Annotated in this window: 22 protein-coding genes; 12 read left to right on the forward strand and 10 right to left on the reverse strand. The window is 43.9% G+C overall.

Annotated features, from left to right (window positions below):
- Window positions 1-137: 137 nt before the first annotated feature.
- From F0145_RS01295 to F0145_RS01320, 6 genes are all read left to right on the forward strand, one after another.
- On the forward strand, window positions 138-674 hold the full coding sequence (locus F0145_RS01295) for a pyridoxamine 5'-phosphate oxidase family protein (protein WP_150086252.1): 537 nt from the start codon (window positions 138-140) through the stop codon (window positions 672-674).
- A gap of 436 nt (window positions 675-1,110) precedes the next feature.
- Window positions 1,111-2,421: a 30S ribosomal protein S12 methylthiotransferase RimO gene (gene rimO / locus F0145_RS01300; protein ID WP_150086253.1), complete on the forward strand. Its 1,311-nt coding sequence runs from the start codon at window positions 1,111-1,113 to the stop codon at window positions 2,419-2,421.
- A gap of 188 nt (window positions 2,422-2,609) precedes the next feature.
- On the forward strand, window positions 2,610-3,158 hold the full coding sequence (locus F0145_RS01305) for an REP-associated tyrosine transposase (protein ID WP_150086254.1): 549 nt from the start codon (window positions 2,610-2,612) through the stop codon (window positions 3,156-3,158).
- 257 nt (window positions 3,159-3,415) lie between these two features.
- Complete coding sequence (locus F0145_RS01310) at window positions 3,416-4,219, forward strand: hypothetical protein (RefSeq protein WP_150086255.1); 804 nt, start codon at window positions 3,416-3,418, stop codon at window positions 4,217-4,219.
- A gap of 338 nt (window positions 4,220-4,557) precedes the next feature.
- Window positions 4,558-6,117 carry a bacillithiol biosynthesis cysteine-adding enzyme BshC gene (gene bshC, locus F0145_RS01315; RefSeq protein WP_150086256.1) on the forward strand — a complete coding sequence of 520 codons (1,560 nt, stop codon included), beginning with the start codon at window positions 4,558-4,560 and terminating at the stop codon, window positions 6,115-6,117.
- Between the two features lies 1 nt (window position 6,118).
- Complete coding sequence (locus tag F0145_RS01320) at window positions 6,119-6,697, forward strand: 5-formyltetrahydrofolate cyclo-ligase (RefSeq protein WP_150086257.1); 579 nt, start codon at window positions 6,119-6,121, stop codon at window positions 6,695-6,697.
- 429 nt (window positions 6,698-7,126) lie between these two features.
- Here F0145_RS01320 and mnmD read toward each other — a convergent pair whose 3' ends face one another.
- Window positions 7,127-7,795 (reverse strand): tRNA (5-methylaminomethyl-2-thiouridine)(34)-methyltransferase MnmD, encoded by a 669-nt coding sequence (mnmD, locus tag F0145_RS01325; protein WP_150086258.1) that lies wholly within the window; start codon window positions 7,793-7,795, stop codon window positions 7,127-7,129.
- A gap of 252 nt (window positions 7,796-8,047) precedes the next feature.
- Here mnmD and F0145_RS01330 point away from each other — a divergent pair, with 252 nt between their 5' ends.
- From F0145_RS01330 to rlmN, 3 genes are all read left to right on the forward strand, one after another.
- Complete coding sequence (locus tag F0145_RS01330) at window positions 8,048-8,485, forward strand: thioesterase family protein (protein WP_150086259.1); 438 nt, start codon at window positions 8,048-8,050, stop codon at window positions 8,483-8,485.
- Window positions 8,486-8,633: 148 nt separating this feature from the next.
- Window positions 8,634-8,825 carry a DUF1682 domain-containing protein gene (locus tag F0145_RS01335; protein WP_150086260.1) on the forward strand — a complete coding sequence of 64 codons (192 nt, stop codon included), beginning with the start codon at window positions 8,634-8,636 and terminating at the stop codon, window positions 8,823-8,825.
- A gap of 200 nt (window positions 8,826-9,025) precedes the next feature.
- Entirely contained in the window at window positions 9,026-10,087 is a 1,062-nt protein-coding gene (rlmN, locus tag F0145_RS01340; RefSeq protein WP_150086261.1) for a 23S rRNA (adenine(2503)-C(2))-methyltransferase RlmN, read from the forward strand.
- Between the two features lie 345 nt (window positions 10,088-10,432).
- On the opposite strand, the gene F0145_RS01345 is transcribed toward rlmN, so the two are convergent.
- The 5 genes from F0145_RS01345 to F0145_RS01365 all read right to left on the reverse strand — a co-directional run bounded on the left by F0145_RS01345 (window position 10,433) and on the right by F0145_RS01365 (window position 14,956).
- On the reverse strand, window positions 10,433-11,185 hold the full coding sequence (locus F0145_RS01345; RefSeq protein WP_223815760.1) for a hypothetical protein: 753 nt from the start codon (window positions 11,183-11,185) through the stop codon (window positions 10,433-10,435).
- Between the two features lie 39 nt (window positions 11,186-11,224).
- Entirely contained in the window at window positions 11,225-12,565 is a 1,341-nt protein-coding gene (locus F0145_RS01350; protein WP_150086263.1) for an LVIVD repeat-containing protein, read from the reverse strand.
- A gap of 130 nt (window positions 12,566-12,695) precedes the next feature.
- Complete coding sequence (locus F0145_RS01355; protein ID WP_150086264.1) at window positions 12,696-13,103, reverse strand: hypothetical protein; 408 nt, start codon at window positions 13,101-13,103, stop codon at window positions 12,696-12,698.
- A 421-nt stretch (window positions 13,104-13,524) separates the two neighbouring features.
- A complete protein-coding gene (locus tag F0145_RS01360; RefSeq protein ID WP_150086265.1) occupies window positions 13,525-13,929 on the reverse strand; it encodes a hypothetical protein in 405 nt (134 codons plus the stop codon).
- Window positions 13,930-13,987: 58 nt separating this feature from the next.
- Window positions 13,988-14,956, reverse strand: coding sequence for a YihY/virulence factor BrkB family protein (locus F0145_RS01365; RefSeq protein ID WP_150086266.1), 969 nt, complete (start codon window positions 14,954-14,956; stop codon window positions 13,988-13,990).
- Window positions 14,957-15,165: 209 nt separating this feature from the next.
- On the opposite strand from F0145_RS01365, the gene F0145_RS01370 reads away from it, so the two are divergent.
- A complete protein-coding gene (locus F0145_RS01370) occupies window positions 15,166-15,963 on the forward strand; it encodes a hypothetical protein (RefSeq protein WP_150086267.1) in 798 nt (265 codons plus the stop codon).
- Window positions 15,964-16,153: 190 nt separating this feature from the next.
- Here the strand turns inward: F0145_RS01370 and F0145_RS01375 are convergent, their stop codons facing one another.
- From F0145_RS01375 to F0145_RS01390, 4 genes are all read right to left on the reverse strand, one after another.
- Window positions 16,154-17,611, reverse strand: a complete 1,458-nt coding sequence (locus tag F0145_RS01375) for a DUF4403 family protein (RefSeq protein ID WP_190277441.1) — start codon at window positions 17,609-17,611, stop codon at window positions 16,154-16,156.
- Window positions 17,612-17,767: 156 nt separating this feature from the next.
- Window positions 17,768-18,469, reverse strand: a complete 702-nt coding sequence (locus F0145_RS01380) for an outer membrane beta-barrel protein (protein ID WP_150086269.1) — start codon at window positions 18,467-18,469, stop codon at window positions 17,768-17,770.
- A 111-nt stretch (window positions 18,470-18,580) separates the two neighbouring features.
- The gene (locus F0145_RS01385) at window positions 18,581-19,306 is read right to left on the reverse strand and encodes a DUF3891 family protein (protein ID WP_150086270.1); all 726 of its coding nucleotides are present in this window, start codon (window positions 19,304-19,306) and stop codon (window positions 18,581-18,583) included.
- Window positions 19,307-19,309: 3 nt separating this feature from the next.
- A complete protein-coding gene (locus tag F0145_RS01390) occupies window positions 19,310-20,275 on the reverse strand; it encodes an NAD-dependent epimerase/dehydratase family protein (protein WP_150086271.1) in 966 nt (321 codons plus the stop codon).
- Window positions 20,276-20,448: 173 nt separating this feature from the next.
- Between F0145_RS01390 and F0145_RS01395 the strand changes: the two genes are divergently transcribed.
- Both F0145_RS01395 and kbl read left to right on the forward strand, forming a co-directional pair.
- Window positions 20,449-21,648: a hypothetical protein gene (locus F0145_RS01395; RefSeq protein WP_150086272.1), complete on the forward strand. Its 1,200-nt coding sequence runs from the start codon at window positions 20,449-20,451 to the stop codon at window positions 21,646-21,648.
- 78 nt (window positions 21,649-21,726) lie between these two features.
- Entirely contained in the window at window positions 21,727-22,917 is a 1,191-nt protein-coding gene (kbl, locus tag F0145_RS01400; RefSeq protein WP_150086273.1) for a glycine C-acetyltransferase, read from the forward strand.
- Window positions 22,918-23,013: the final 96 nt, after the last annotated feature.

Raw genomic sequence — 23,013 nt, forward strand, 5'->3', positions numbered from 1 at the left:
GCATCAGCAATAGCAACCTTGGGCTTTGGTTTAAGTAACGGCAATATTTTGGTGTCTCCCCAAATAATTTAGGTTACGCCATAACATTTAGGAATATTTAAGGTTTTTACCATTGTACACCTATTAAGCCTAGAACAATGGACAGCATAAACCAACAACAACCAGAAAAAAACCATGAAGATTTGCAGGGCCAATTGGCGGGCAAAAAAATAAAAGAATTAGCCAGTAAAGCCGATACTTGTTTTTTCTGTACCAAAATAATTTCCGGGCAGCCGCTGAAAGTACGTCCTATGGCCATCCGGAAAGTAGATGAAGAAGGAAATTTTTGGTTTTTAAGTGCTTCCGACAGCCATAAAAATGCCGATATTCAGACCGACCGGCTGGTACATCTGTTGTTTCAGGGTTCTACGCACAGCGATTTCCTAAGTATATCGGGCATAGCTTCTATCAGCACCGACAAACAAAAAATAAAAGAACTTTGGAGTCCTATTTTAAAAACCTGGTTTACCGAAGGCTTGGATGACCCTCGCATTACTGTAATAAAAGTAGATGCCCGGGAAGGATATTATTGGGATAACAAGCACGGCAACACAGTAGCTTTTGCCAAAATGCTGGTAGGAGCCGCCATTGGTAAAACCCTAGACGATTCTATTGAAGGCAAGCTTAAAGTGTAAGCGCTTTTACAATAGCCAATATTTATTCCAGTAAAAGGCTTAAAATTATAGGCGTGAAAAGAATCTGCCGATTAAAAAGTTACGGCCAAAAAGGTTTTAGCCTAGTTATATCCGGCTGTTTCTAAATTGTATAAGACTTTTGCTAAATTATTGAAAGTCCCCCTTTGGAGGGGGGAGGGGGAGGATTTTCAAGGTTAAAAAACTACTATGCAAAAGCGCTCCTATATTTTAATTCGATTTTGCCCAATGCTGCCGGTTAATATTGATTTAGAATTTAGCCAAAAGATTCTAAAATAACTGCGGTCCTGAAGAGTAGCGGTTATGCTGATTTTACCCAAACAAATCGTACCTTTGCAAATTATTTGCCAAGCGAACCATTCTGGAACCCAGGGGGTTTAGAAATGAGCTTGATAGTGCCAATTTTGCCAAAAGATACGTGAAAGTAAGAAGTTTAAAAAAAGATAAAGTAAACGTTATTACCTTAGGTTGCTCTAAAAACCTGGTAGATTCCGAAGTGCTGATGGGGCAGTTACGCGCCAACGATATGGCCGTGGTGCATGAGTCGGAGAAAGACGATGCCAATATTATTATTATAAATACCTGCGGCTTTATAGATAATGCCAAGCAGGAATCTATTGATACCATTCTGCAATACGCCGACGAGAAAGAAGCCGGCAATATTGATAAGTTATACGTAACGGGTTGCTTGTCGCAGCGCTACAAAGATTCTTTAGAAACCGAAATTCCGCAGGTAGATGCTTTTTTTGGTACCCTGGAATTGCCGCAACTTCTCAAAACCTTAGAAGCTGATTACAAACACGAATTAATTGGCGAGCGGTTGCTGACCACGCCCAAACATTACGCCTACTTTAAAATTGCCGAAGGCTGCAACCGGCCTTGTTCGTTTTGCGCCATTCCGCTGATGCGCGGCAAGCACGTAGACCGCCCTATAGAAGATTTGGTGAAAGAGGCCACGCGCCTGGCCCAGATGGGTACCAAAGAATTAATATTAATTGCCCAGGATTTAACGTATTACGGTCTCGAAAAATACGGCGAGCGCAAGTTAGCCGAATTAATGAGCCGGCTTTCGGATGTAAACGGCATCGACTGGATTCGTTTGCAGTATGCTTATCCGTCGCAGTTCCCGATGGACGCGTTGAAAGTAATGGCCGAGCGGGAGAATATTTGTAAATATTTAGATATGCCGCTGCAGCATATTTCGGATAACATGCTCAAAACCATGCGCCGGGGCATCAGCAAACGCCGCACCATAGAGTTGGTAGATTCTATTCGCCAACAAGTACCGGATATTGCCCTGCGTACTACGCTTATTGCCGGCCACCCCGGCGAAACCCAGCAGGATTTTGAAGAACTCTACCATTTTGTGGAACAAACCCGTTTCGACCGGTTAGGCATTTTTACCTACTCGCACGAAGAAAGCACCCACGCCTTTACCTTACCCGACGATGTGCCGGCCGAAGTAAAACAAGAACGCGCCGATGCTATTATGGAATTGCAGCAAGGTATTTCGTTAGAACTGAACGAAGCCCGCGTAGGCCAGACCTATAAAGTATTATTCGACCGGAAAGAAAGCGGTTATTACGTGGGCCGCACCCAATACGACTCGCCAGAAGTAGACAACGAAGTGCTGGTGCCCGCTAAAAACGCTTACCTGCGCATCGGCGATTTTGCTAACGTGCGTATTACCGACTCTACTGATTTTGATTTGTACGGCGAGTTAGTTTAGTCGGAATATTTTGAATAAAAGAAAATCCTCTTCGGAAACGGAGAGGATTTTTTGTTTTTAAGTATTTTCAGAATAAGCAGTACAGTTATTTTTTGTTTAATTTATTTCTCTTACTAACCTTATCGCTAGTTTACGCGCAGTGTTTATTGGTGGTAAAAATACCGGTAAGTTTGTAAATTGCTTTTACCATGAGCCGCCACTACAAAATCCGGGACCAGTCTAAATTATACTTCCTGTCGTTTGCTACCGTAAACTGGATAGATGTGTTTATCCGGCCTTTGTACCGCGATATAGTAGTAGATAGCCTGAACTATTGCATTAGTCAGAAAGGTCTGGAAGTATATGCCTGGTGCATTATGAGCAGCCACGTGCACCTGATAATTGGTTCGCAGGGAAACCCAATGGAAGATATTATCCGGGATTTGAAAAGGCATACCGCTAAAGCAATTTTAAAAGCTATTGCGGAAAACGGACAGGAGAGCCGGCGCGAATGGATGTTGTGGTTATTCGAAAGAGCCGGTAAACGCAATAGCAACAACCAGCAATATCAGTTCTGGCAGCAACATAACCATCCTATTGAGCTCAACTCAAATTACCTGCTGAACCAGAAACTACATTATATTCATCAGAACCCCGTAGAAGCCGGGTTTGTACGCGAACCCGAAGATTACCCCTACAGCAGCGCCGCCGATTATGCCGGCCAAAAAGGTTTGGTTAATTTAAGCTTATTAGAATAAAAACCACCATACACCACCATACTTCAAGTTTGAGCGCAGCGGTAACTTGGAGTAGAAACATTGGCAGGTTTTCAACCTGCGCCAGTTGAAAACTGGCTGTTAAAAAAGCCACAAGTTACCGCTCCGCTCAAACTTGCGGCATGTGAGTAAAAAATAACGATACGCTTATACTTGTAGCGTGAGACAAATTTGGAAGGCAGAAATTTAAATTAACTATTTTTTTATTAAACGATTGTATTAATAAATTCTAGAAAGATATGTTAACAAGGCTAGCGCATGTAAAGAGTAATGAGATAAATGCTTTTAAAGAAATTTCAGATAAAGAAAATAATAAAATTATATCAAATTTTAACCTTGTCAAATCATTCTATAAGCTTAATACTAATTACGATACTATTTATAACATTTATCAGGAAATTCTAAATACTATAAATAATAACGATGCTTTTAATTTAAGCAGGTTATTAAACGAATTTTTTTCTGCTTTCAAACCCTTTCTCGAACATTGGAACAAATATTTAAATAATGAATTTGAAACATTAGACAACTTTAATATATTTAACGAAGCCACTAATATTGAATACGATAGTTTTTTTGCCTACCGCTTTATTTATAATTTTAGGAATTACCTTCAGCATTGCAGTTTTCCTAGGATTTCAATCACAGCAAAAATTTCAGAAAATGGGGAAACCCAATATTCTCTATTTTTAGATAAAAATGAGTTATTAACTCAATACAATAGATGGCAGCGGATAGTAAAAATTGACTTAATCAGTCAACCAGGCCGAATTGACCTATATCCGTTAATTGTTACATTCATGGATTGTTTGCATAGAATAAATTCTACAGCCCTAAATGCTTGTTTGAATTTTAAAGAATTACTGCTTGTTAGTAAAGAAATCATGGTTTACAAGAAATTAATTAAAAGTAGTGAGTATGATCTGGCATTACTTGAATACAAAGAATTTTATGCATCTGGAACACCTAAAAGCTTTTCAATACATGTGTTTCCTTTTGAAATAGCAGAACATTTAATTAAAAATATTTCAGTTGTCCTATAAATTATTGATTAATTATTATACTATTAATTTTTAAGTTTAGAACAGTAAATACAAAATTTATACTTTTTTAATAAACTTAGACCCTACACACTTTGGAGTTTCCCAATGGAAGATGCCAAACTTTTGATAAAATTGGAGGAACTCTGTTCCGGTAAATAGCGGCTTGTATGGTTAAGTGCTGGAAGTGGTTTTTATATCCAATCTGAATGTGCGTAGAAAGAATAAAATCAAAAGCGCAGATACTTTAAATATTTCCCTAGCCCCTAACACTGCTAATTAAATTTTTAGCCGTTACTTTGTGCTTTTCGTTAGTACACCCGATGCTAGCTCCCTTTAGGATGAAAATATTCAAAACTGACTATAGCGCTACCGGCGCCTTTTCTTCGCTTATTACCGATTACCTGGCCCAGAATCCGAAGTTGCAGCCGTTTTACAACCGTTTTCCGGCACTGGAAAACTTTGGCGAGCAGCTACAGGAAAAACAACAAGCGCCCATAAACCGCGAATTGCTTTGTCGGGTGTTGCAGGAACAATACGCCCATTTGGCGGAGGTGCAGCCCCTAGTGGAGCAAAATATTAAATTACTGGGGCAGCCCAATACTTTTACCGTTACTACCGGCCACCAGCTTAATATTTTTACCGGTCCGCTTTACTTTGTTTACAAAATAATTTCGGCCATTAATACCTGCCGGGTTTTAAATAAAACTTACCCCGATTATAATTTTGTGCCGGTTTATTGGATGGCCACCGAAGACCACGATTTTGCCGAGGTAAACCATTTTAATTTGTTCGGTAAAAAATATACCTGGGAGAGCAACCAGACCGGCGCCGTAGGCCGGTTTTCTACTTCGGATATGCCTGGTTTACTTACCGAACTACCCGAAGCTTGCCCCACATTTACCGAAGCTTATCAGCAATGCCATAACCTAACGGATGCTACCCGCGCCATTACCCACGCTTTGTTTGGGCAATACGGCCTGGTAAGTTTAGACGGTGACCATCCGGCTTTAAAGCAGGTAATGCAACCGGTGGTGCAGGAGGAGCTAACCCAACATACGGCGCATCAACTGGTAACCGAAGTAAGCGAAAAGCTGGCCGAACAATACAAAGCCCAGGTAATGTCCCGGGAAATAAACTTTTTTTACCTCGATGCCAGTCGACGGGAGCGAATTGTGCGGGAAGGCGACAGCTACAAAGTACTAAATACCGACCTCGTCTTTTCGGAAGCTGAAATATTGCGGTTAGCGGCGGAAGAACCGGAAAAGTTTAGCCCCAACGTAATATTAAGGCCGTTGTACCAGGAAATGGTGCTGCCCAATCTGGCTTATATTGGCGGTGGGGCAGAGGTAAATTATTGGTTTCAGTTAAAACCGGTATTCGAAAAATATGGCGTGCCTTACCCCATGGTGATGCTGCGGAATTCGGCTTTGTATATTAACAAAGCCAGCGCCAACCGCCGGCATAAACTTAATTTGCAGCCCGAAGATTTGTTTAAAGAAACCAATGTGCTGAAAAAGCAGATTACCGCGCAGTTTGAGCAGGATGGCTTATCGTTAACAGAAGAGAAGGCCCAAATAGAAAGCGTATTTCAGCGGATAACCCAACTGGCGGCCAGCATCGATCCGACTTTAGAAAAAACGGTGGCGGCCGAGCGGCAGAAAACTCATAACGCGCTGGAAGTGCTGGAGAAAAAAATTATTAAAGCCAACGATACCAAGTACGAAACCCACTTTAACCAGCTCTCCAACTTAAAAGAAAAATTGTTTCCGGGCGGTACTTTACAGGAGCGCACCGATAATATATTAAGCTACTGTACCAATAATCCGGATTTTATTCAGCAATTGCTGGAGGCTTTCGACCCGCTGGAGAATAAGTTTACGATACTGGAAGAAGAATAATATGCGGAAGGCCCAATTGCGGAAAGAAATGCTGCAAAAACGGCTAGGGTACGATGCAGCGGAAATTGCCCTCAAAAGCAAGCTAATTGCGGCTAATTTTTTCCAGCATTTTTCTTTCGAAAATATTAAGGCTATTCATATTTTCTTGCCGATTCAGCTTAAAAATGAAATAGATACCTGGCTCATTATTCAAAAACTGCACACCGAATATTCGCAGATACAGGTAGTGGCTTCGGTGTCGGATTTACAGGAATTAACATTAACGCACCACTGGCTGCTGCCCGAAACCGAGTTGGTGCAAAACAAGTGGGGCATTCCGGAACCCCAGGGAGCCGAAGTTGTAGCCATCGAGCAAATTGACATGGTACTGGTACCGCTGCTCGCTTTCGATATTCAGGGCCACCGGGTAGGTTACGGCAAAGGCTTCTACGACCGCTTTTTAGAACGCTGCCGCCCCGATACCATAAAAGTTGGCTTATCACTGGAAGAACCTATTACCGCCATTACCGATATCCACACCGGCGATACTCCCCTGGATTTTGCGCTTACGCCCACCAATATTTATAAATTCAACAATTAAGTTTTTACAACCTAAGTCTTTAATTCCCGAACACATAAACCTTAATTTCCGGAGCATAAACTTTAATTTTCACAGCATAATCCTTATTTCCCAAAGGCATATACCATAAATCCTGAACGGCTGCTGCTCTGGGTCATCCCGAGCCTGTCGAGGGATCTAATACAACTAAAGAGAAATTCATCTTTTATTAACAGCATACAAAAGTAGTTTAGTAACGAAAGTAAAGTTGTGTAGGCTCTCTTATTATTGTGGTAATAGATCCCTCGACAGGCTCGGGATGACCCAGAGCAGCGGCCGTTCCGGTACGTAACCGAATATCATCGCTACCAGCAGGCTATCAACATTTAGCTTATTTATTAAACCTTAATACTATTCACCCTCTCTCTCATTCACCCAATCACCCAATCACACATTCAAGCATCCGCTCATTTACTTCACTGCCCGCGTCATTTCGCGTTTGCCGGCGGGGCCAGGTAAAGCTTCTACCACAAAACCAGCATTTTTGAGACTTCGTTTAAAACTACCTTTGGCGCAGTAACTTACCAGCATGCCACCTTCTTCCAGCGAATCGTAAAGTTTTTGAAATATTTCGTCGGTCCAGAGTTCGGGTTGTTTTTCCGGGGCGAAAGCATCAAAGTAAATCAGGTTGTAGTAATTGGTAGGAAAGGTATAAGTCTCCAGGTCGTTCTGGATTTTCCGAAGCTCAAAATTGGGTAATACCGGCACGGGTTCATGCCAGGGAGCCGTGTGCAACTGCGGCAAATAATCGAGCAGTTCGGGGTTCAGAATAAATTTATCGAAACGCATTTGGTTAACCAGTTCTACCGAAACCGGGAATTTTTCGATGGCTTCGTACACCACCTGGTAAGGTTTGCTCAATACGTGTTGCAAGGTAAGCAAGGCGTTTAAGCCGGTGCCAAAACCAATTTCCAGCAGTTTTACCGGGTGGTGGTAAGTTAAGGCATACGCCAGGCCATTTTGTATAAAAACGTGCAGCGATTCCTGCAAAGCCCCGTTTACGGAGTGGTAATGTTCGTTTAGCTCGGGTACGTAAAGCGTTGTAGAACCGTCTTTGGTTTCTCTGATTTCAGTTTTCATACGCAACTAGTTAGGGTAGATGTTCAAATATGTAAATATATTCTTAAACTTGCCGGTTATAGCCCAGGGTTTTTCTGGTTGCTTTACCATACACGCTATTTTTGAAACGCGGCGAAAAATCCGTAAGAAAGCCCAGAATTGTTGATTATCAGGTAGCGTACGGAAGTTAAGTAGCTGGGCGAGCGGAGTATTTTTTGCGAATATTGGCAGGTTTATGCCTGTTAACCATATTTTAAATTTATTTAAAACTACATGGCCCGGATTAAGTTTGCCTTGCCCGAAAAATTTACCTTCAGTACTACCCTTGCCATTCGGATTACCGATATTAACTACGGTGGCCATTTGGGTAATGATGCCTTATTATCGTTGCTGCACGAAGCCCGGGTGCAATATTTGCAGCACTATGGTTACGCCGAGCTGGATTTAGCCGGTAAAAGCCTGATTATGGCCGATGTGGCAATCGAGTACAAAGGCGAAGGTTTCCGGGGCGATGTGCTGACCATTGAAGTAACCGCGCATGATTTTACCAAATACGGCTTTGATATTGTTTACCGGGTTACTAACCAGGAGCAATTACTCATTGCCCTGGCTAAAACCGGTATGCTCTGCTTCGATTATGAAAGTCGTAAAGTAGTATCGCTACCGACCGGAGTAACTGCTCGGTTAGCCGAAAATCAGGGGAACGAATAATTGCCTGAATTATTAAATAATACTTTTCTAATATAATTTATTTCAGAAAATTGCCCCTTTTAGGAAATAATGTTATTGATAATGAATCTATTAGCTGCTAAAGTAGTTTAAGGATAGCATATTTAAGTATTATAAAATATTGTGGCTTATGACTAGCGAAAGATTCAAGCAGAAAATGGCCGCGCTGGAAAAAGATCGGGAGGATTTTATTTCCCGGTTAACTCCCGAAGATCAACAAAAGTTTAAACATAAAGAAAGAGAACTTAACGAGCGCGCCGATACAGATAATATGAATACCACCTTAACCTGGAGCAATAAAGGTTCTGCTAAAAATAATTAATGTTTTTATATTTTTAGTAGGGAATACCTACTCTTAGTGCCCCATATTAAGCCGGAAATAACCTTAGTTGTTTCCGGCTTATTTTTTTGTAAGTAGCTTATTTTCACGCTGATTTTGAAAAATTAATAAAAGCTGAAAATGGAGAGAACCTAAATATTCTATTTGAAACTCTTACCTCTTATTTTTTGTACCTTTGTAGTATGATTGCGACAGAAATTAAAAAAGATATACGTAAACTTTCGCTCGACGACCTAAAAGCCTGGTTTGTGGAGAACGGGGAAAAACCTTTTCGGACCAAACAGGTGTACGAGTGGCTTTGGAAACATGCGGCTAAGTCTTTTGCCGAAATGAACAACGTTTCGTTGCCGCTCCGCGAAAAACTAGACGCGCATTTTGCCATAAACCGGGTAACAGTAGCTAACCAGCAAATCAGCAAAGACCGCACGATTAAATCGGCATTCCGGTTGTTTGATGGCAATATTGTAGAAGGCGTGCTTATTCCGCACGAAGAACGCATGACGGCGTGTGTGTCGAGCCAGGTAGGCTGCTCGTTAACCTGTAAGTTTTGCGCTACCGGCTACATGGAACGCAAACGCAACCTCGACGCCGCCGAAATTTATGACCAGGTAGTTTTAATTAACGAGCAATGTTTAGCCAACTATGGTACTCCGCTTACCAATATTGTGTATATGGGCATGGGCGAACCTTTGCTGAACTACGCCAACGTGGTAAAAAGTGTGGAGCGCATTACCGCGCCCGATGGCCTGAACATGGCCGCTCGCCGCATTACCATTAGTACCGCAGGTATTGCCAAAATGATTAAAAAACTGGCCGACGATGGTGTAAAAGCCAATTTGGCTTTATCGTTGCACGCCGCTAACGATACCAAGCGGAACGAAATAATGCCGATTAACGAAACCAATTCGCAGGAAACGTTAACCGAAGCTTTAAAATATTACCACCAGCTTACCGGCCGTAAAGTTACCTATGAATATATTGTATTCGAGAATTTTAACGATACCCTGCTGGATGCCGAGGAATTATTGAAGTTTACCAAAATAATTCCGTGTAAGGTAAACCTAATTGAATATAACCCAATTGCGGCGGCGCTTTTCCGGAACACCGACGAAGACCACTTATCTAAATTTGTGTATTACCTGGCCGATAGGGGTGTGCAGGTGAATGTGCGCCGGAGCCGAGGGAAAGATATTGATGCCGCTTGCGGACAGCTGGCTACCAAAGAAAAAAAACAGCTTGCCTAAGGCAAGCTGTTTTCTAAGTTTTTAATTATCCACCACAAATAATTAAAATCACCCAAACTTAATCAGGAGCTCTTTATATATTGCTGGTTGGTTAACCTTTTCAAGGGCCGAACCTAATGCCAGCATTAAATTTATTATAACCTTTTTTATATCTGGTCAGTTTATAGCTAAAGCACTTCTTGCCTCACTTTCTACTTTCCCTAACCTATAACAACAATCTTTTAATATTATTATATTGCCAATAGATATTATTAATTGTTTCGATACAAATATACGTATATTTTCAATAAAGTTGCAAATTCGTTGTAAAATTTTAAATAAATTTTTTTATAGGATTTGGCTGGCTTAAAAACTTATTCCTGCCCGAAACAGAATACGTTGATAATGATTATGTTGCGTAATAGTCATATTACCCGATCGGGTTTCGGCAGTAGCCTTCTGATTGCGGTAGCCCAGGTTTAAAATGAAGGCGTGAGTCTTCTGCGAATTAAATTTTAAACCCAAGGTAGGGCTCCATAGAAAGCCGCCATCCTGGTTAACCGCTGCATGCGGGTTGCTTAACCAATCTAAGGCATAGCCTGCATCTAAGCCATAATAAGGCCGTACTTTGGTTTTAGTAATGTCGCCCCGAATGCCTAAAGCCACGGGTAATAAAGTAAGGCTGCCGTAAGTATCAATGGCAGTAGTAAGGCCTACGGCCAGCGCCGGCATAAACTGGTAGCCGTTGAACGTTTGCAAAGTAACATCTACGCTGCGGCCCGGGTCAGAAAAATCGTTTGCTCTCGACTTATAACCCACACTTATACCCACATCGGTAATATTCTGGTAGCCTCGCGTGTATGGGTATTTAAAGTCTGTTTTCGCAAATTCCCGCGCTACGCGCTCCACGTCCTCCTGCTTAAAAACAAATAAATTCTGGCCAGCCGTTTCAATCCGGACTAAAGTGGGTGAGGGACTTTCTTGTAATTGGCCCCGGATAATACTGCCGTTTTTTAAATACACTACATCCTTCCAGCCCTTTTTCTGGGCCAGCAAGGATGCAGGTATAAACAAAAACAGGAAAACAGGTAAAAAAAAGGAACGGATAAACGGCATCAAAGAAGTTTATAAGCTTATAAAGCGGTTGGTCTGAGATATTTATTGTTGGTTTTTGGTAACCGGAATTTTGCTTAATAATTTAATCTGCTTCGGATTGGAATAATCGTACTGGTAAAGGCCATCGTTGCCCACGGCCAGTAAAGTATTGCCCAACGGTATTACATCAAAAGCGTGAATATCTTTAAAATGGGCTAATTTGTTCTCGTCTATTTTAAGCACATTCTGCGCGTTAAAAACTTTTAAACCGTAATCGCCTTCGCACAAAAATAAGGTTTCTCTATCAATGCCCAGGCCATGCGGGTTTTGCATGGCGTAAGTTTTTATGCGCCGCGGGTTCTGAATGGTAGAAATATCGATTATCTCTAATTGGTTAATGTTGTTGCCAGTGCGGCATTCGGTACCGTTGCGGACGGTTACATAAGCAAAATTACCGTCTACTACCACCGGGTCGCAGCCAAAGAAATGGCTGATAGCCGAAATAAACTTGGGTTGTTGCGGCTGGCTGTTGTCGTAAATGAGCATGCCGGAACTGGTGCCTAAAAATAACTTGTCCTGGTAAGGGAAAATAGTTTCGGTGTTCCAGGAGGTAGGAACATTGGTGCCCCGCACCGGGCTGGCCGGCTGGGTAATATCTACCACCTGGATGCTGGAAGGATTAACCGCATACAAATAATCGCCGGTAATGGTAAACCGGGCCATAGAACCACCAACACCCGTAGAACCAGTGCTATTATTCATGCTGGCCGCATTCAAGAATTGGGATCTATCGTTCATGAAAACCCCACCACCACCAGTACCTGAACCGGAACTACCACAATCGGCTGGCCGGCTTTCGGTTACAATGCGGGTGGTATAGCCAACGGTTAATAAATCGGAGGCCTGCGGGTTGCTAGCTGCGCCCGTAAAGGTATAGTTGGGAAACAGGTTAAGGGTATAATTTTTAACCGTTGCCTGGGCTGGGTTCGAAATATCAAGGGTAATTAAATCAGGACCGGCATCGGCATACAAAATATTACCCCGGATAGCCATATCTACGTTGCCCGGAATATTAATGAAGGCAATATTTTTGGGGGCCGCCGGGTTGCTGTTATCTATAACATGAATGCCTTTGTACAATTCATTTACAAAAACATAGCGGTCTTTGGCGTAAATTTTACCGGTAGTATGCAGGCTCTGCGCCGGCTCAGATTTTATAGCTTGTACTAAATCGCTGCGCTTTAATAATATTGGTTCCTGGGTAGTGTACGTTACTGTGGTTTCGCAGTCGTCGGTGCAGGAAGCCAGGGAAAGCATTGCTAGTAAGTAAAGAATAAGGGTAATTACATGCAGGTGCCCGGTCTTGAAAACTGGTTCTTGGTTGGGTAAAAGTTTGCTTTCCATAAATTAATTTAATTGTTACATGCAGTATAAATTCAGTTCAGGTAATGAAGGTTAAATATTTTACTCTTGCTGCAACCAGTTTTTTTAGCAAAGGGCAATCAGGCAATTAGTTTTTTACCCAGCAAAATATTCAGGTATTTTCAGATGGTGCGGCCACGGTTTCGATGCAGGTAATTTCTACAATAGTGCCCACCATGCAATAAGAACCAATATCCTGGCGTACCTGGTAACTAACAGACACCCGCTGCCCATCGGTTAGCGGAAAATTTTGCAAAGGCGATGTTTGCCCGTTTGTGTTTTGCGCCGGAATATAGGATTCGAGCCGGGTGCCGTTATCTAACTCCAACACAAAGCCGCAGCCATCTAAGCCGGTTAAGTTTTTTACGGTAGCCAAGGTACCGCAATCGGCTTCGGGTAGTTCTTCGGCTTGGGCACACGAGTTCAGGGTTAACAATAAAATAATAAAAATTGCTAAGTGTAAAAGCAGGTTCGATACGGAATAGAATTCGCGTTTTTGCCTGGCAGATAGTTTTAACATAAGCGTAAACTTTAAAGGTATGGTATATTAGGGTTTTCAATCAATAGACCCGCGCCCTACCAGGATGGTTGCATAGCCCAAAATATTTTCCCAAAAAGAAGCCAGCGCTTAAAAGAGAAGCTTAACCCGTTATAAGCCCAATTATAGCTGGGTAAGAAAGGTATAGGTTAGAGATGGCGTAGATGCTGTTCCCAAATAAATAAAACCACCAAACTATCTGGCAGCCCAGAAGGGGCGTTATAACCTAGCGATGGGTGAAGCCCATTGTTAAGAATAGGTAGAAGTATACAGGCTCTGAAAGAGCGAAATTTAGATGAGGAGAATTGAATATTGCGCCCTTTCTGGGCTTTGTTAATGGGTAATGCATTTGCCCAGGGCTATACCCTGGGCTAAGTTATTGCGCCCTTTCAGGGCTGTAAGGTTATTGCTGGATGTTTTGAATTTTGCCGGTTTTAAAATTATAATCCAGTGCCTTGTAAGCGGTGGTACTGCCGGCTTTTACCTGCACATTTGCGCTGAAATGGCCAATCTCTTTTCGTTCGTCGTAGGTAAACGAATCGGCCGAAATAACCTGGCCCGGACCGGTTTTAAGCACCACAAATTCTTCGGCCAGCAAGGTTCTGTTTTTGATGTAAAAGGCAATATGGCTGCTCAGCTCTTTTTCTTTTATTTTAAAAGTAACGCCTTCGCTAAATTTTATAGCTTTCTGGCCGTTCAGTTCAGATTCTTCTTGCAAGCCGGCACCGGTTAGTTTTATATCAGACGATAAATCGGTAAAAGCACTGCAAAAAACAAACACCAGCACGGCCAACACTATTCTTTTCATGGTAAGCTTAAGGTTTAAAATAATGCCAAAAGATACTCAAAAATAATGGTACGCGCAATTAAGCCGGCCGAAAACGGCCTTCGGCTGGTGGGCGGCCGGCTTTGGAATCATCGGTTTTTTCGTAAGGTACTTCCCGGATTTCGATTATTACAGCATGCGATTTCGGCCGGATGGGCTCGCCAAAGGTATTGGCATATTGCTGCGTAAACTCCGAACCAAAGAAAATAATCAGGGAGGAATAATATATCCAAACCAGGATAATAATAATTGAACCCGCCGCGCCGTAAGCCGAGCCAATATCGCCCTGGCCCAGATACCAGCTAATGAGGGAGCGGCCCAATACAAACAGCAAAGCCGTTAAAAAAGAACCCACCCACACATCTTTCCAGCGAATAATGGCATCGGGTAAATATTTATAAATCAGGGCAAATAGTAAAGTAATAAATGCCAGCGAAACAGATATATTAAGAATATGAATAAACACCACGGCACCGGCGGGAAAAATACTCTCCAGGTAACCGGTAAAAAAAGAAAGTACCGCGCTAATTACAAAAGAAATAAGCATCAGAAAGGCAATACTTAATATCAGGCCAAAGGAGAGAAAGCGGTCTTTGGCTACCTTTATAATATTATTCTTGGGCTTGGCTTTTACGTTCCAGATGCTGTTCAGAGAATCCTGCAGGGTAACAAAAAAAGTGGTAGCCGCAAAAACCAAGGTCGCAATACCAATGGCCGAAGCTATGCCGCCAGCCTGCGTTTTATTAACATTTTTGATCATTTCCTGAATAGATAAGGCGGCCTCTTTGCCCACCATGCCTTCCAATTCGTGGGCTAAGCTATTCGTAGCCGCATCTTCGCCCCAGATAGCGCCGGCCGCCGCAATAACAATAAGCAGGAGCGGCGGCAGGGAAAATATAGTATTATAAGCCAGGGCCGCCGCTAACCGGAAAGAATTATTCTCCATAAATTGCCCAAAGGTGTTCTTGGAAAGCGTAAGCACGTCTTTAGTCGAAACTTTTATCTTCATGATGTTCTCTCAGCCTGTTTGCTAATATTTTCAAAGCTGACTTAGTTACGGCTAAATTTTACGTTTGGTTAATCTATTGTGTGATTTGATAGGTTTGTAAAGCTCTTAATAGAAGTCGAAAGAATAAAAACTGCAATAATTCTTAGAATTTATTACATTTATAAACTTAGCTTCGGCAATTAAACCGAACCATAATCTAACTTAAAACTATGCAACTCAGAAGAGAAGCCCAAAACCGCTACCTCTTGCTATTTACCTGGGCTTTGTGCCTGCTGCCATTATTTAGTGTGGCGCAGAAAAAAAGTAAAGCCGCGGCCGATGGTTTTAATGCCGCCGGTTCCGATGCCAAGGCCATAGCCCTGGCCGATCAGGTTATTAAAAACATGGGCGGTTACGAGGCCTGGAATAAAACCCGCTACATTGCCTGGACCTGGCGCAACCAATACCACATTTGGGATAAGGTCCAGAACCGCTACCGCCTGGAGCGCGGCGATACCTTGGTGGTAATAGCCGATTTAAACACAAAAGAAGGAGTAGCCTACCGCAACGGCGAAGAAATAAAGGACCCTGCCCGCCGACAAAAATTACTGACGGGCATGTACCCGTCCTGGGCCAACGATTCTTACTGGCTGGCCATGCCTTTTAAGTTAAAAGACAGCGGGGTTACCTTAAAATATAAAGGCGAAGGCAAAACCCAAACCGGCGCCGACGCCGATTTAATAGAACTTACGTTTAAAGGTGTAGGCGTTACGCCCGATAACCGGTATATATTGGCTATTGATAAAGCCTCCGGCTTAATTACCGAATGGTCTTTCTTTCGGAATTATGCCGATGAAAAACCTTCTTTTACCCGCACCTGGACCGATTATCAGCAGTATGGTAAAATAAAACTGGCTTCTAGTCGCGGCGATGCGGCTGTGAACATGAGCAATATTGCCGTAACGCAAAATATTCCGGCCGAAGTGTTTAACAGCCCAAAGCCGGTTAATAAAGCATTGATAAAATAATATTTAATTGTAGGAGGATTGATCCTTAATTTATAATACAATTATCAATTGGTTAATGCGCTTACGTTATTGCCGTCATGTTGAGCTTGTCGAAACATCTATTAACTACTTTTATATAGTTGTAATAGATCCTTCGGCAAGCTCATGATGACCTTTAAGCGTAGTTCCTGGTTTATAAGGGTAAGCAGGCTTATAAACGGCTGAAACCAATAATCTGGGCGCTTAGGTTGCCTTTGGCATTTACCACGGCTTTAATGGAAGTAGGTGTCAGGTAGATAGCATCCGGTACTATTTCGGTAATTTGCCCGGTAAGCTTAATAGATTCGTTCAGGCGGCTGGCATTATCCAGGTTTTGTTGCAAGAGCTTATGGCCTTCTTCCAGTTGAGTTTTAAAAGGTAAACTTACCTGCTCTTCAATGGTTTGGGCAAACCGGTTTTTGGCCAGCCAACTGGCAGCCTTTAGTAATTGGTCTTTGGTATCAAGCGTAAAATCTACGTCCCGCACCCGGACGCTGCTGGTTTCGGCATCGAGGTAAGGTACAGCTTGCAGAAATATTTTACCCGCAATATTTTTGGTAAACAAGCCGGCTTTGGTATGGCCAGTTACATCCAGCATTACCACTAATTTATCACCGTTACCCGAGAGCGCTACATCGTGCACGGTTACCTGGTCTTTGCCATCCGCGAAAGAAAATTGTTTATTCGTGAGCTGTTGTTTCAGAATTGTAGTAGCGTGGCTGTAAGATATTTCGCCCATCACCCCAATCTGGATATTATTTTTTAACTGGTTATCGGTTACCAGCGGGGGCAAAATTAAATTGGGCTTAACCTGGGGTTTGCCGTTGGTTACCGTTTGCAGGTAAGAGCTTAAACCAATTTGTAACAGAAAATCGCCGTTGCTGGCGGTTAGCGGCGATACTTTAATAGCTTGCGGCGTAATGATTAGCCAGGCATCCAGTTCTTTGTTCAGCGGAATGGGTTGTTGTACCTGGTTCCAGGCTTGCTGTACGTACTCTTTAATTTTTATCCGGTTCTGCACTTCGCGGTCGAGTTGCGCCGCTAAGGTTTGCATCTGGGCCCGGAGCGATGGCTCAATAAAACTGGCCAATCCAATTTTAAGCGGTCCCAATGTGAGCACCGGTTTGGTACTGCCCCATTCAAAATCGCTGGTGCTGGTAGATTTAACCTGGTAATTTTCGGTAAGGGTAAGCTGGCTTTCGTTTTTAACGATTACATCAAACGTGGTGCTTTCGGTTTTTTCGAGCCGGGGGCACATTTTACAAGCTTCCCAGCGCCAACGGCCGGTAGCCGATACGCGCAGCGGCATGGTTAAATATATTTTATCGCCATTGGCTTGCATGGCCAGGTTGCCGGCTTTTACCACGGTTACCTTCAGGTTATCGTCTTCTAAGTTATCATCTTGGTATAAAATGCCGGTAATCTGCTGATTCAGTTTTTCTTCCAGGGCACTAACTTTAAAAGATACCGGAACAGTAATGGTAGAAAGTTTAGGGGCAAAAACCGCCGGAGCCGTAACTATTGCCGTAGGTGCCTGCGGGTTTAACTGGCTGAATTTCGTACAGCCTTGCGCGAAAACCAGCAAGGTGGCTAAAACCGTTTTGATAAAAAGTTTAAATATTGCCTTCACGGTATAAGCTATAATCTGGTTAGCATTATTTTACATTCGTTATTTTGCTAACAGGCTTTAATTTAGCATAGTTCAGTAAAGGTAAAATGCCTTGGCTACCTATAAAAAACAAAAAAAGCCGGATTAACCGGCTTCCAAAAAATTCTCACTTTAATTTTAAAAAACAAACCCAATCCGGATGCCATTATTAGCGTAAGCACCCAGACTAAAACTTTTGTCACCTTCTATTTTGGAAACAGAAACATTATTTATAAGCATTTCCGCATCTTTATATTTTGTAATGGCCAATCCGTAGCCAACCTCTAATCCGGCATAAAAGTGCTCTGCAAAATAATAATCTGCTCCGGCAACGGCGTTTAAGCCAGTTCTGGTGTGGGCTCTGTAACTAACACCGCCACCATCATGTATTCTGCCATTTTTATACTCTATTTTGTTCGGATTACTACTATCTCTTTCTTGCGTTTCCTTAAAGCTGTTAGTTACAAAAGCCACTTCAGCTCCAATATAAGGCGAGAGCCTACTTGTACCCGCAAAATGCTTCTCTATACCCGGACTAATATTAAAGTTGGTGGTTCTGGATGTAGTATTAGAATTGTTGTTATTCTGATTCGGTTCATTTTCCCAGGAATCAAGGTTGGCGTTTACGCCTAAACGTACCGCCATTGTTGGAGATAGAAAGTAGCGGCCTCTAAGTTGGTTGAGAATATTGTTTAGCGTAATACCGTTATTAAACAAACCTAGGTTTACTTCGGTGGTAATATCGCCAGCTTCCGGTTTTCTGGATTCAGGAGTGTCTTGTGCATTAGCTGCAATGGTAAAGAAAGCAGGAAAGGCGAGCAAAAGGAAAAATTTCTTCATTAAGTTAAGTTTAATTTTTAGAGGTGAAAGAGTATTCCTTTCTGGAGCAATATTTAAGCCAGATATAGCCCTAAAATGTCATAATATATAGTAAACCCTGCTCGATTAATTTTATTTAGAAATTTCCCAACTTTTGCTGCGTATTGGCGCTGTTTGTAAAGCCTCGGTTAATTCGTTTTCATCTTTATACTGCAACTGGGTCAGGTACGAAGCTTCTACCGATACTGTAAAAATTTTGGGTTCGAAGGGCCAGGGAGTTACCCTTATCAAGCCATCTTTTTGCTGAATAACGTGGTATTGCACGCCATCAGGACCCTTGCTTACCTCCAATGTGCGCTCGGCTTCGGGTAACTGGCTGCGGCATAATATTAACGAGAAGCGGTCGCACCACTGCATGAGGTCGTAAGCCTGCTGGGCTTGCTTTTTATTTACTTTTAACGCTTTACGCCAGCGTTTTTGGTTTTCTAACTGTTCATTTAAAAAAGCATCTGTTTTGGGGTTTTGGCCTCGTAGTTCCTCGTACAAAAAAGATAGGTGCATAGAGGTAAGCAAACAACGCCAGCGGCCCTGGTAGCGGGCTTCGGTCATTACTTGGGTGGCCTGTTCCAGCGAAAAAGGCAGCATGGTAAAGTTGGCCGGGGCTCCGGCCGGCGTCAGGCCAATGCTGCCGGCCCAGAATCGCTGGCCATCGTCGTGCTGGGCAATGGCAGCTAAGGTGTCAACCCAGCGTTCAGGTCGGTCGGCGGTGCGCCAGGCAAAAGCTACCTGCATGGCCAGCAAAGCATGAGCCTGCTGGTAAATTATTTCCCAACCTTCGGGTACCATATTCACAATCATAAACTACAAGCCTTTCAGCCGGCGTAAATTCACCAGCATATCTGCGGTCATACTGTCGAGGTCGTATTGGGGTTGCCAGTGCCAGTCCTGGCGGGCCGGCGTATCGTCTATGCTCTGCGGCCACGAGTCGGCAATTTGCTGCCGGAAATCTGGCGCGTAAGTAACCTGAAAATCCGGAACATGTTTTTGGATGGAAGCGGTTATTTCGGCGGGGGAGAAGCTCATGGCGGCCAGGTTATAAGACGACCGGACTGTAATATTTTCGGCGGGTGCATGCATCAAATCCAGGGTAGCTTTTAGGGCATCGGGCATATACATCATGGGCATATAGGCATCTTCCTGTAAGTAGCAGGTAAAAAATTTGCCTTCCACGGCTTTGTGGTAAATATCTACGGCGTAATCGGTGGTGCCGCCGCCCGGCATGGCTTTGTAACCAATCAGGCCCGGGTAACGCAGGCTGCGCACATCCAGTTTATACCGCCGGGCATAATATTCGCAAAAGCGCTCACCGGTTTGTTTACTAATGCCATATACCGTATTCGGGTCCATGATGGTATGCTGCGGTGTATTTTGGCGTGGCGTGTTGGGTCCGAACACGGCAATGGAACTGGGCCAGTAAACTTTAGCAACACCTTTATCCAGTGCCAAATCCAGCATATTTTCCAACCCTTTCATGTTTACTTTCCAGGTAAATTTAGGTCGGCTTTCGCCGGTGGCCGAAAGTACCGCTGCCAAATGGTAAATTTGCGTGATATGATGCCGGTAAGCCTTTTCGGCGATGTTATGACGATTTAAAACGTCCAGTACTTCAAACGGACCAGATTCGGATAATTCGCCTTTGGGCGGCATGGCAATATCGGAAGCAATAACGTTGGCCTCGCCGTAAATTTTACGCAGTTCCAACGTTAATTCTGAACCTAACTGCCCGCAGGCACCGGTTACAAGTATTTTTTCGGGGATGGAGGTCATAAATAATTTTTTTACAAATTAAGCCAAATACACTGCATATTCTAAATATGCCATTAAAGCCGGGTGGGTTTCGTATCTTTGCCCCAATCCAGCCCGAACTCTTTATAAGAAATTATTTGCGGGCAACGTACGGAATATTTACCCGTTCTTAAACCGAGCAGCCACGTTCAAAAATGACCTTTGAGGAAGACCTGACCAAACGAAGAATAGATGTAGCCGCATTTGCCGCCGGCGACCCCAACCGCTTTGCCGAGTGGCAGCAGATGTACGCCCAAATGCACCCCAACAGCTTTTATATGTTGGTAAAAATGGTGTTAAACGATGTGCGTCGCCGGTTTTGGTTAGCCGAGGCCGTGAAACCAATTGCAGCTCCTATTACCGAAGCACCAGCCAAGCCAGCCGTGCGGCGAGCAGCTATACCAGGTGCTCCAAAACCAACTGCTGCCCCAACGCCCGAATCAACTTCAACTGAACCAACTGCGGAAACCCCAACCAGCACCCCGGCTCCGCCAAAAGCCCGGCCTGTAATTCGTCGGCCGGTTATTACCGCTAGCACCGAAACGCCGCCGGTAGTACCAGAAACTAATATTCCGGCTGCAGCACCGGCTACTCCGCCCGAAGCGCCTGCAGAAGCTCCCAAGGCACCGCGCCCGCGTCCGGTTTTCCGGAAACCAGCAGCGCCAGCGGATAATGCGGCAGAACCTGTCGCCGATACAACTCAAGTTGCACAAGCGGGTACTAACTCTGAGTTGCCTTTTCATACGAACCCTGATCCAGCGGCAGCGGCACCGAAAGCACCGCGCCCGCGTCCGGTAATTAAGCGGCCAACGGCGCTGCAAAATCCAAGTAATCAGCCGGGAACCCAAACCCCGGTGGAGCCCGCTGCTACTGAAGAAACCAAGGCTACTCCGGTTCAGCCGGAAACTACTGGTACAGACGCAACCCCAAGTGCACCAAAACCCCCGCGGCCCCGGCCAATATTTAAGCGGCCTGCCACTGCTTTAACAGAAGAAAAAAATGAAGAAAGCAATGAGGCCGTAAGTAATCCTGCACCAGTAGCACCGGTTAGCGAAATAGTACCTCCCGTGGAACTATCCGGTGAGGCAGCTACCCCAACGGAACAGATGTTGGAACCAGTAGCAGCAAAGCCACCGCGCCCGCGACCCATTATACGCCGGCCTACGCCGCCCGCCGCGGAATCAACGGTACCGGCAGAGCCAACTTCAGAAGTTCCGGTAACACCAGCGCCTGAAACGCCTCCAACCATAGAACCAATAGCCCCGGAACCAATCGAAGAGCCCCGGAAGCCGCCACGGCCGCGGCCTATTTTTAAGCGCCCAACCAAACCGGAAGAACCAGGCGAATTGATTTAGTTTAAAAAATCTTAAGTAATCATAAATAATTTTAGGCGGAAAGCGTTGGCTTAAAACTGCCTCCTTAAAATCTGAAAGATGTACGATACTTTAAAACCTGACCTAGAAAAACAACTGGCCGAAATACAGGAAGCCGGTCTTTTTAAGCGTGAGCGCATAATTACTACCCCACAGGGAGCCGAAATAAAGACTACCGAAGGCAAAGAAGTGCTCAACTTTTGCGCAAATAATTATTTAGGTTTATCGTCGCACCCGCGGGTAATTGAGGCGGCCAAACGCACCATCGATAGCCACGGCTTTGGCATGTCGTCGGTGCGATTTATTTGCGGTACGCAGGATATTCACAAAGAACTGGAGCGGAAATTAGCCCAATTTTTAGGTACCGAAGACACCATTTTGTACGCGGCCGCTTTTGATGCGAACGGCGGCGTTTTTGAACCGCTTTTGGGCGAAGATTCGGGTATTATTTCGGATGCGTTGAACCACGCTTCAATTATTGACGGTGTGCGGTTGAGCAAAGCCAAGCGGTTTCGTTACAACCACAACGACATGGCCGATTTGGAAGCAAAACTGCAGGAAGCCCAAGAATTAAAGCACCGCATTATTGTTACCGATGGTTCTTTCTCGATGGATGGCACCATTGCCCAATTAGATAAAATCTGCGACCTCGCCGATAAATACCGGGCCTTGGTCTTGGTCGACGAAAGTCATTCGTCAGGATTTATTGGCAAAACCGGCCGCGGCACCCACGAATACCGCAACGTAATGGGCCGCATCGATATTATTACGGGTACCTTGGGCAAAGCCTTAGGTGGCGCGATGGGTGGTTTTACATCGGGCCGGAAAGAAATTATTGAAATGCTGCGCCAGCGTTCTCGCCCGTATTTGTTTTCTAACTCGCTGGCTCCGGCCATTGTGGGCGCTTCTATAGCGGTGCTGGATATGCTATCGGAAACGACCGAACTCCGCGACCAACTGGAGTGGAATACCAAATATTTCCGCGAGCACATGACCGCTGCCGGTTTTCAGATTACCCCCGGCGAACACCCGATTGTCCCCATTATGCTTTACGAGGCTAAACTTTCGCAGGACTTTGCGGCTAAATTATTAGAAAAAGGAATCTATGTAATTGGCTTTTATTACCCGGTAGTACCACAAGGCAAAGCCCGCATTCGGGTACAACTTTCAGCTTTCCATACCCAAGAACATTTAGATAAAGCTATCCAGGCATTTACCGAAGTTGGGAAAGAGTTAGGCGTGTTACAATAAAAGCTTTTAAATATTTATTCCGGAAAGCCATTCCAAAACGGAGTGGCTTTTTCTTTTAGCTTAAGTTTTATCCGGAACAGAATTTTACTAAATTTT

Origin of the sequence: Adhaeribacter rhizoryzae, assembly GCF_008629685.1 — a bacterium.
GTDB classification, from domain to species: Bacteria; Bacteroidota; Bacteroidia; order Cytophagales; family Hymenobacteraceae; genus Adhaeribacter; species Adhaeribacter rhizoryzae.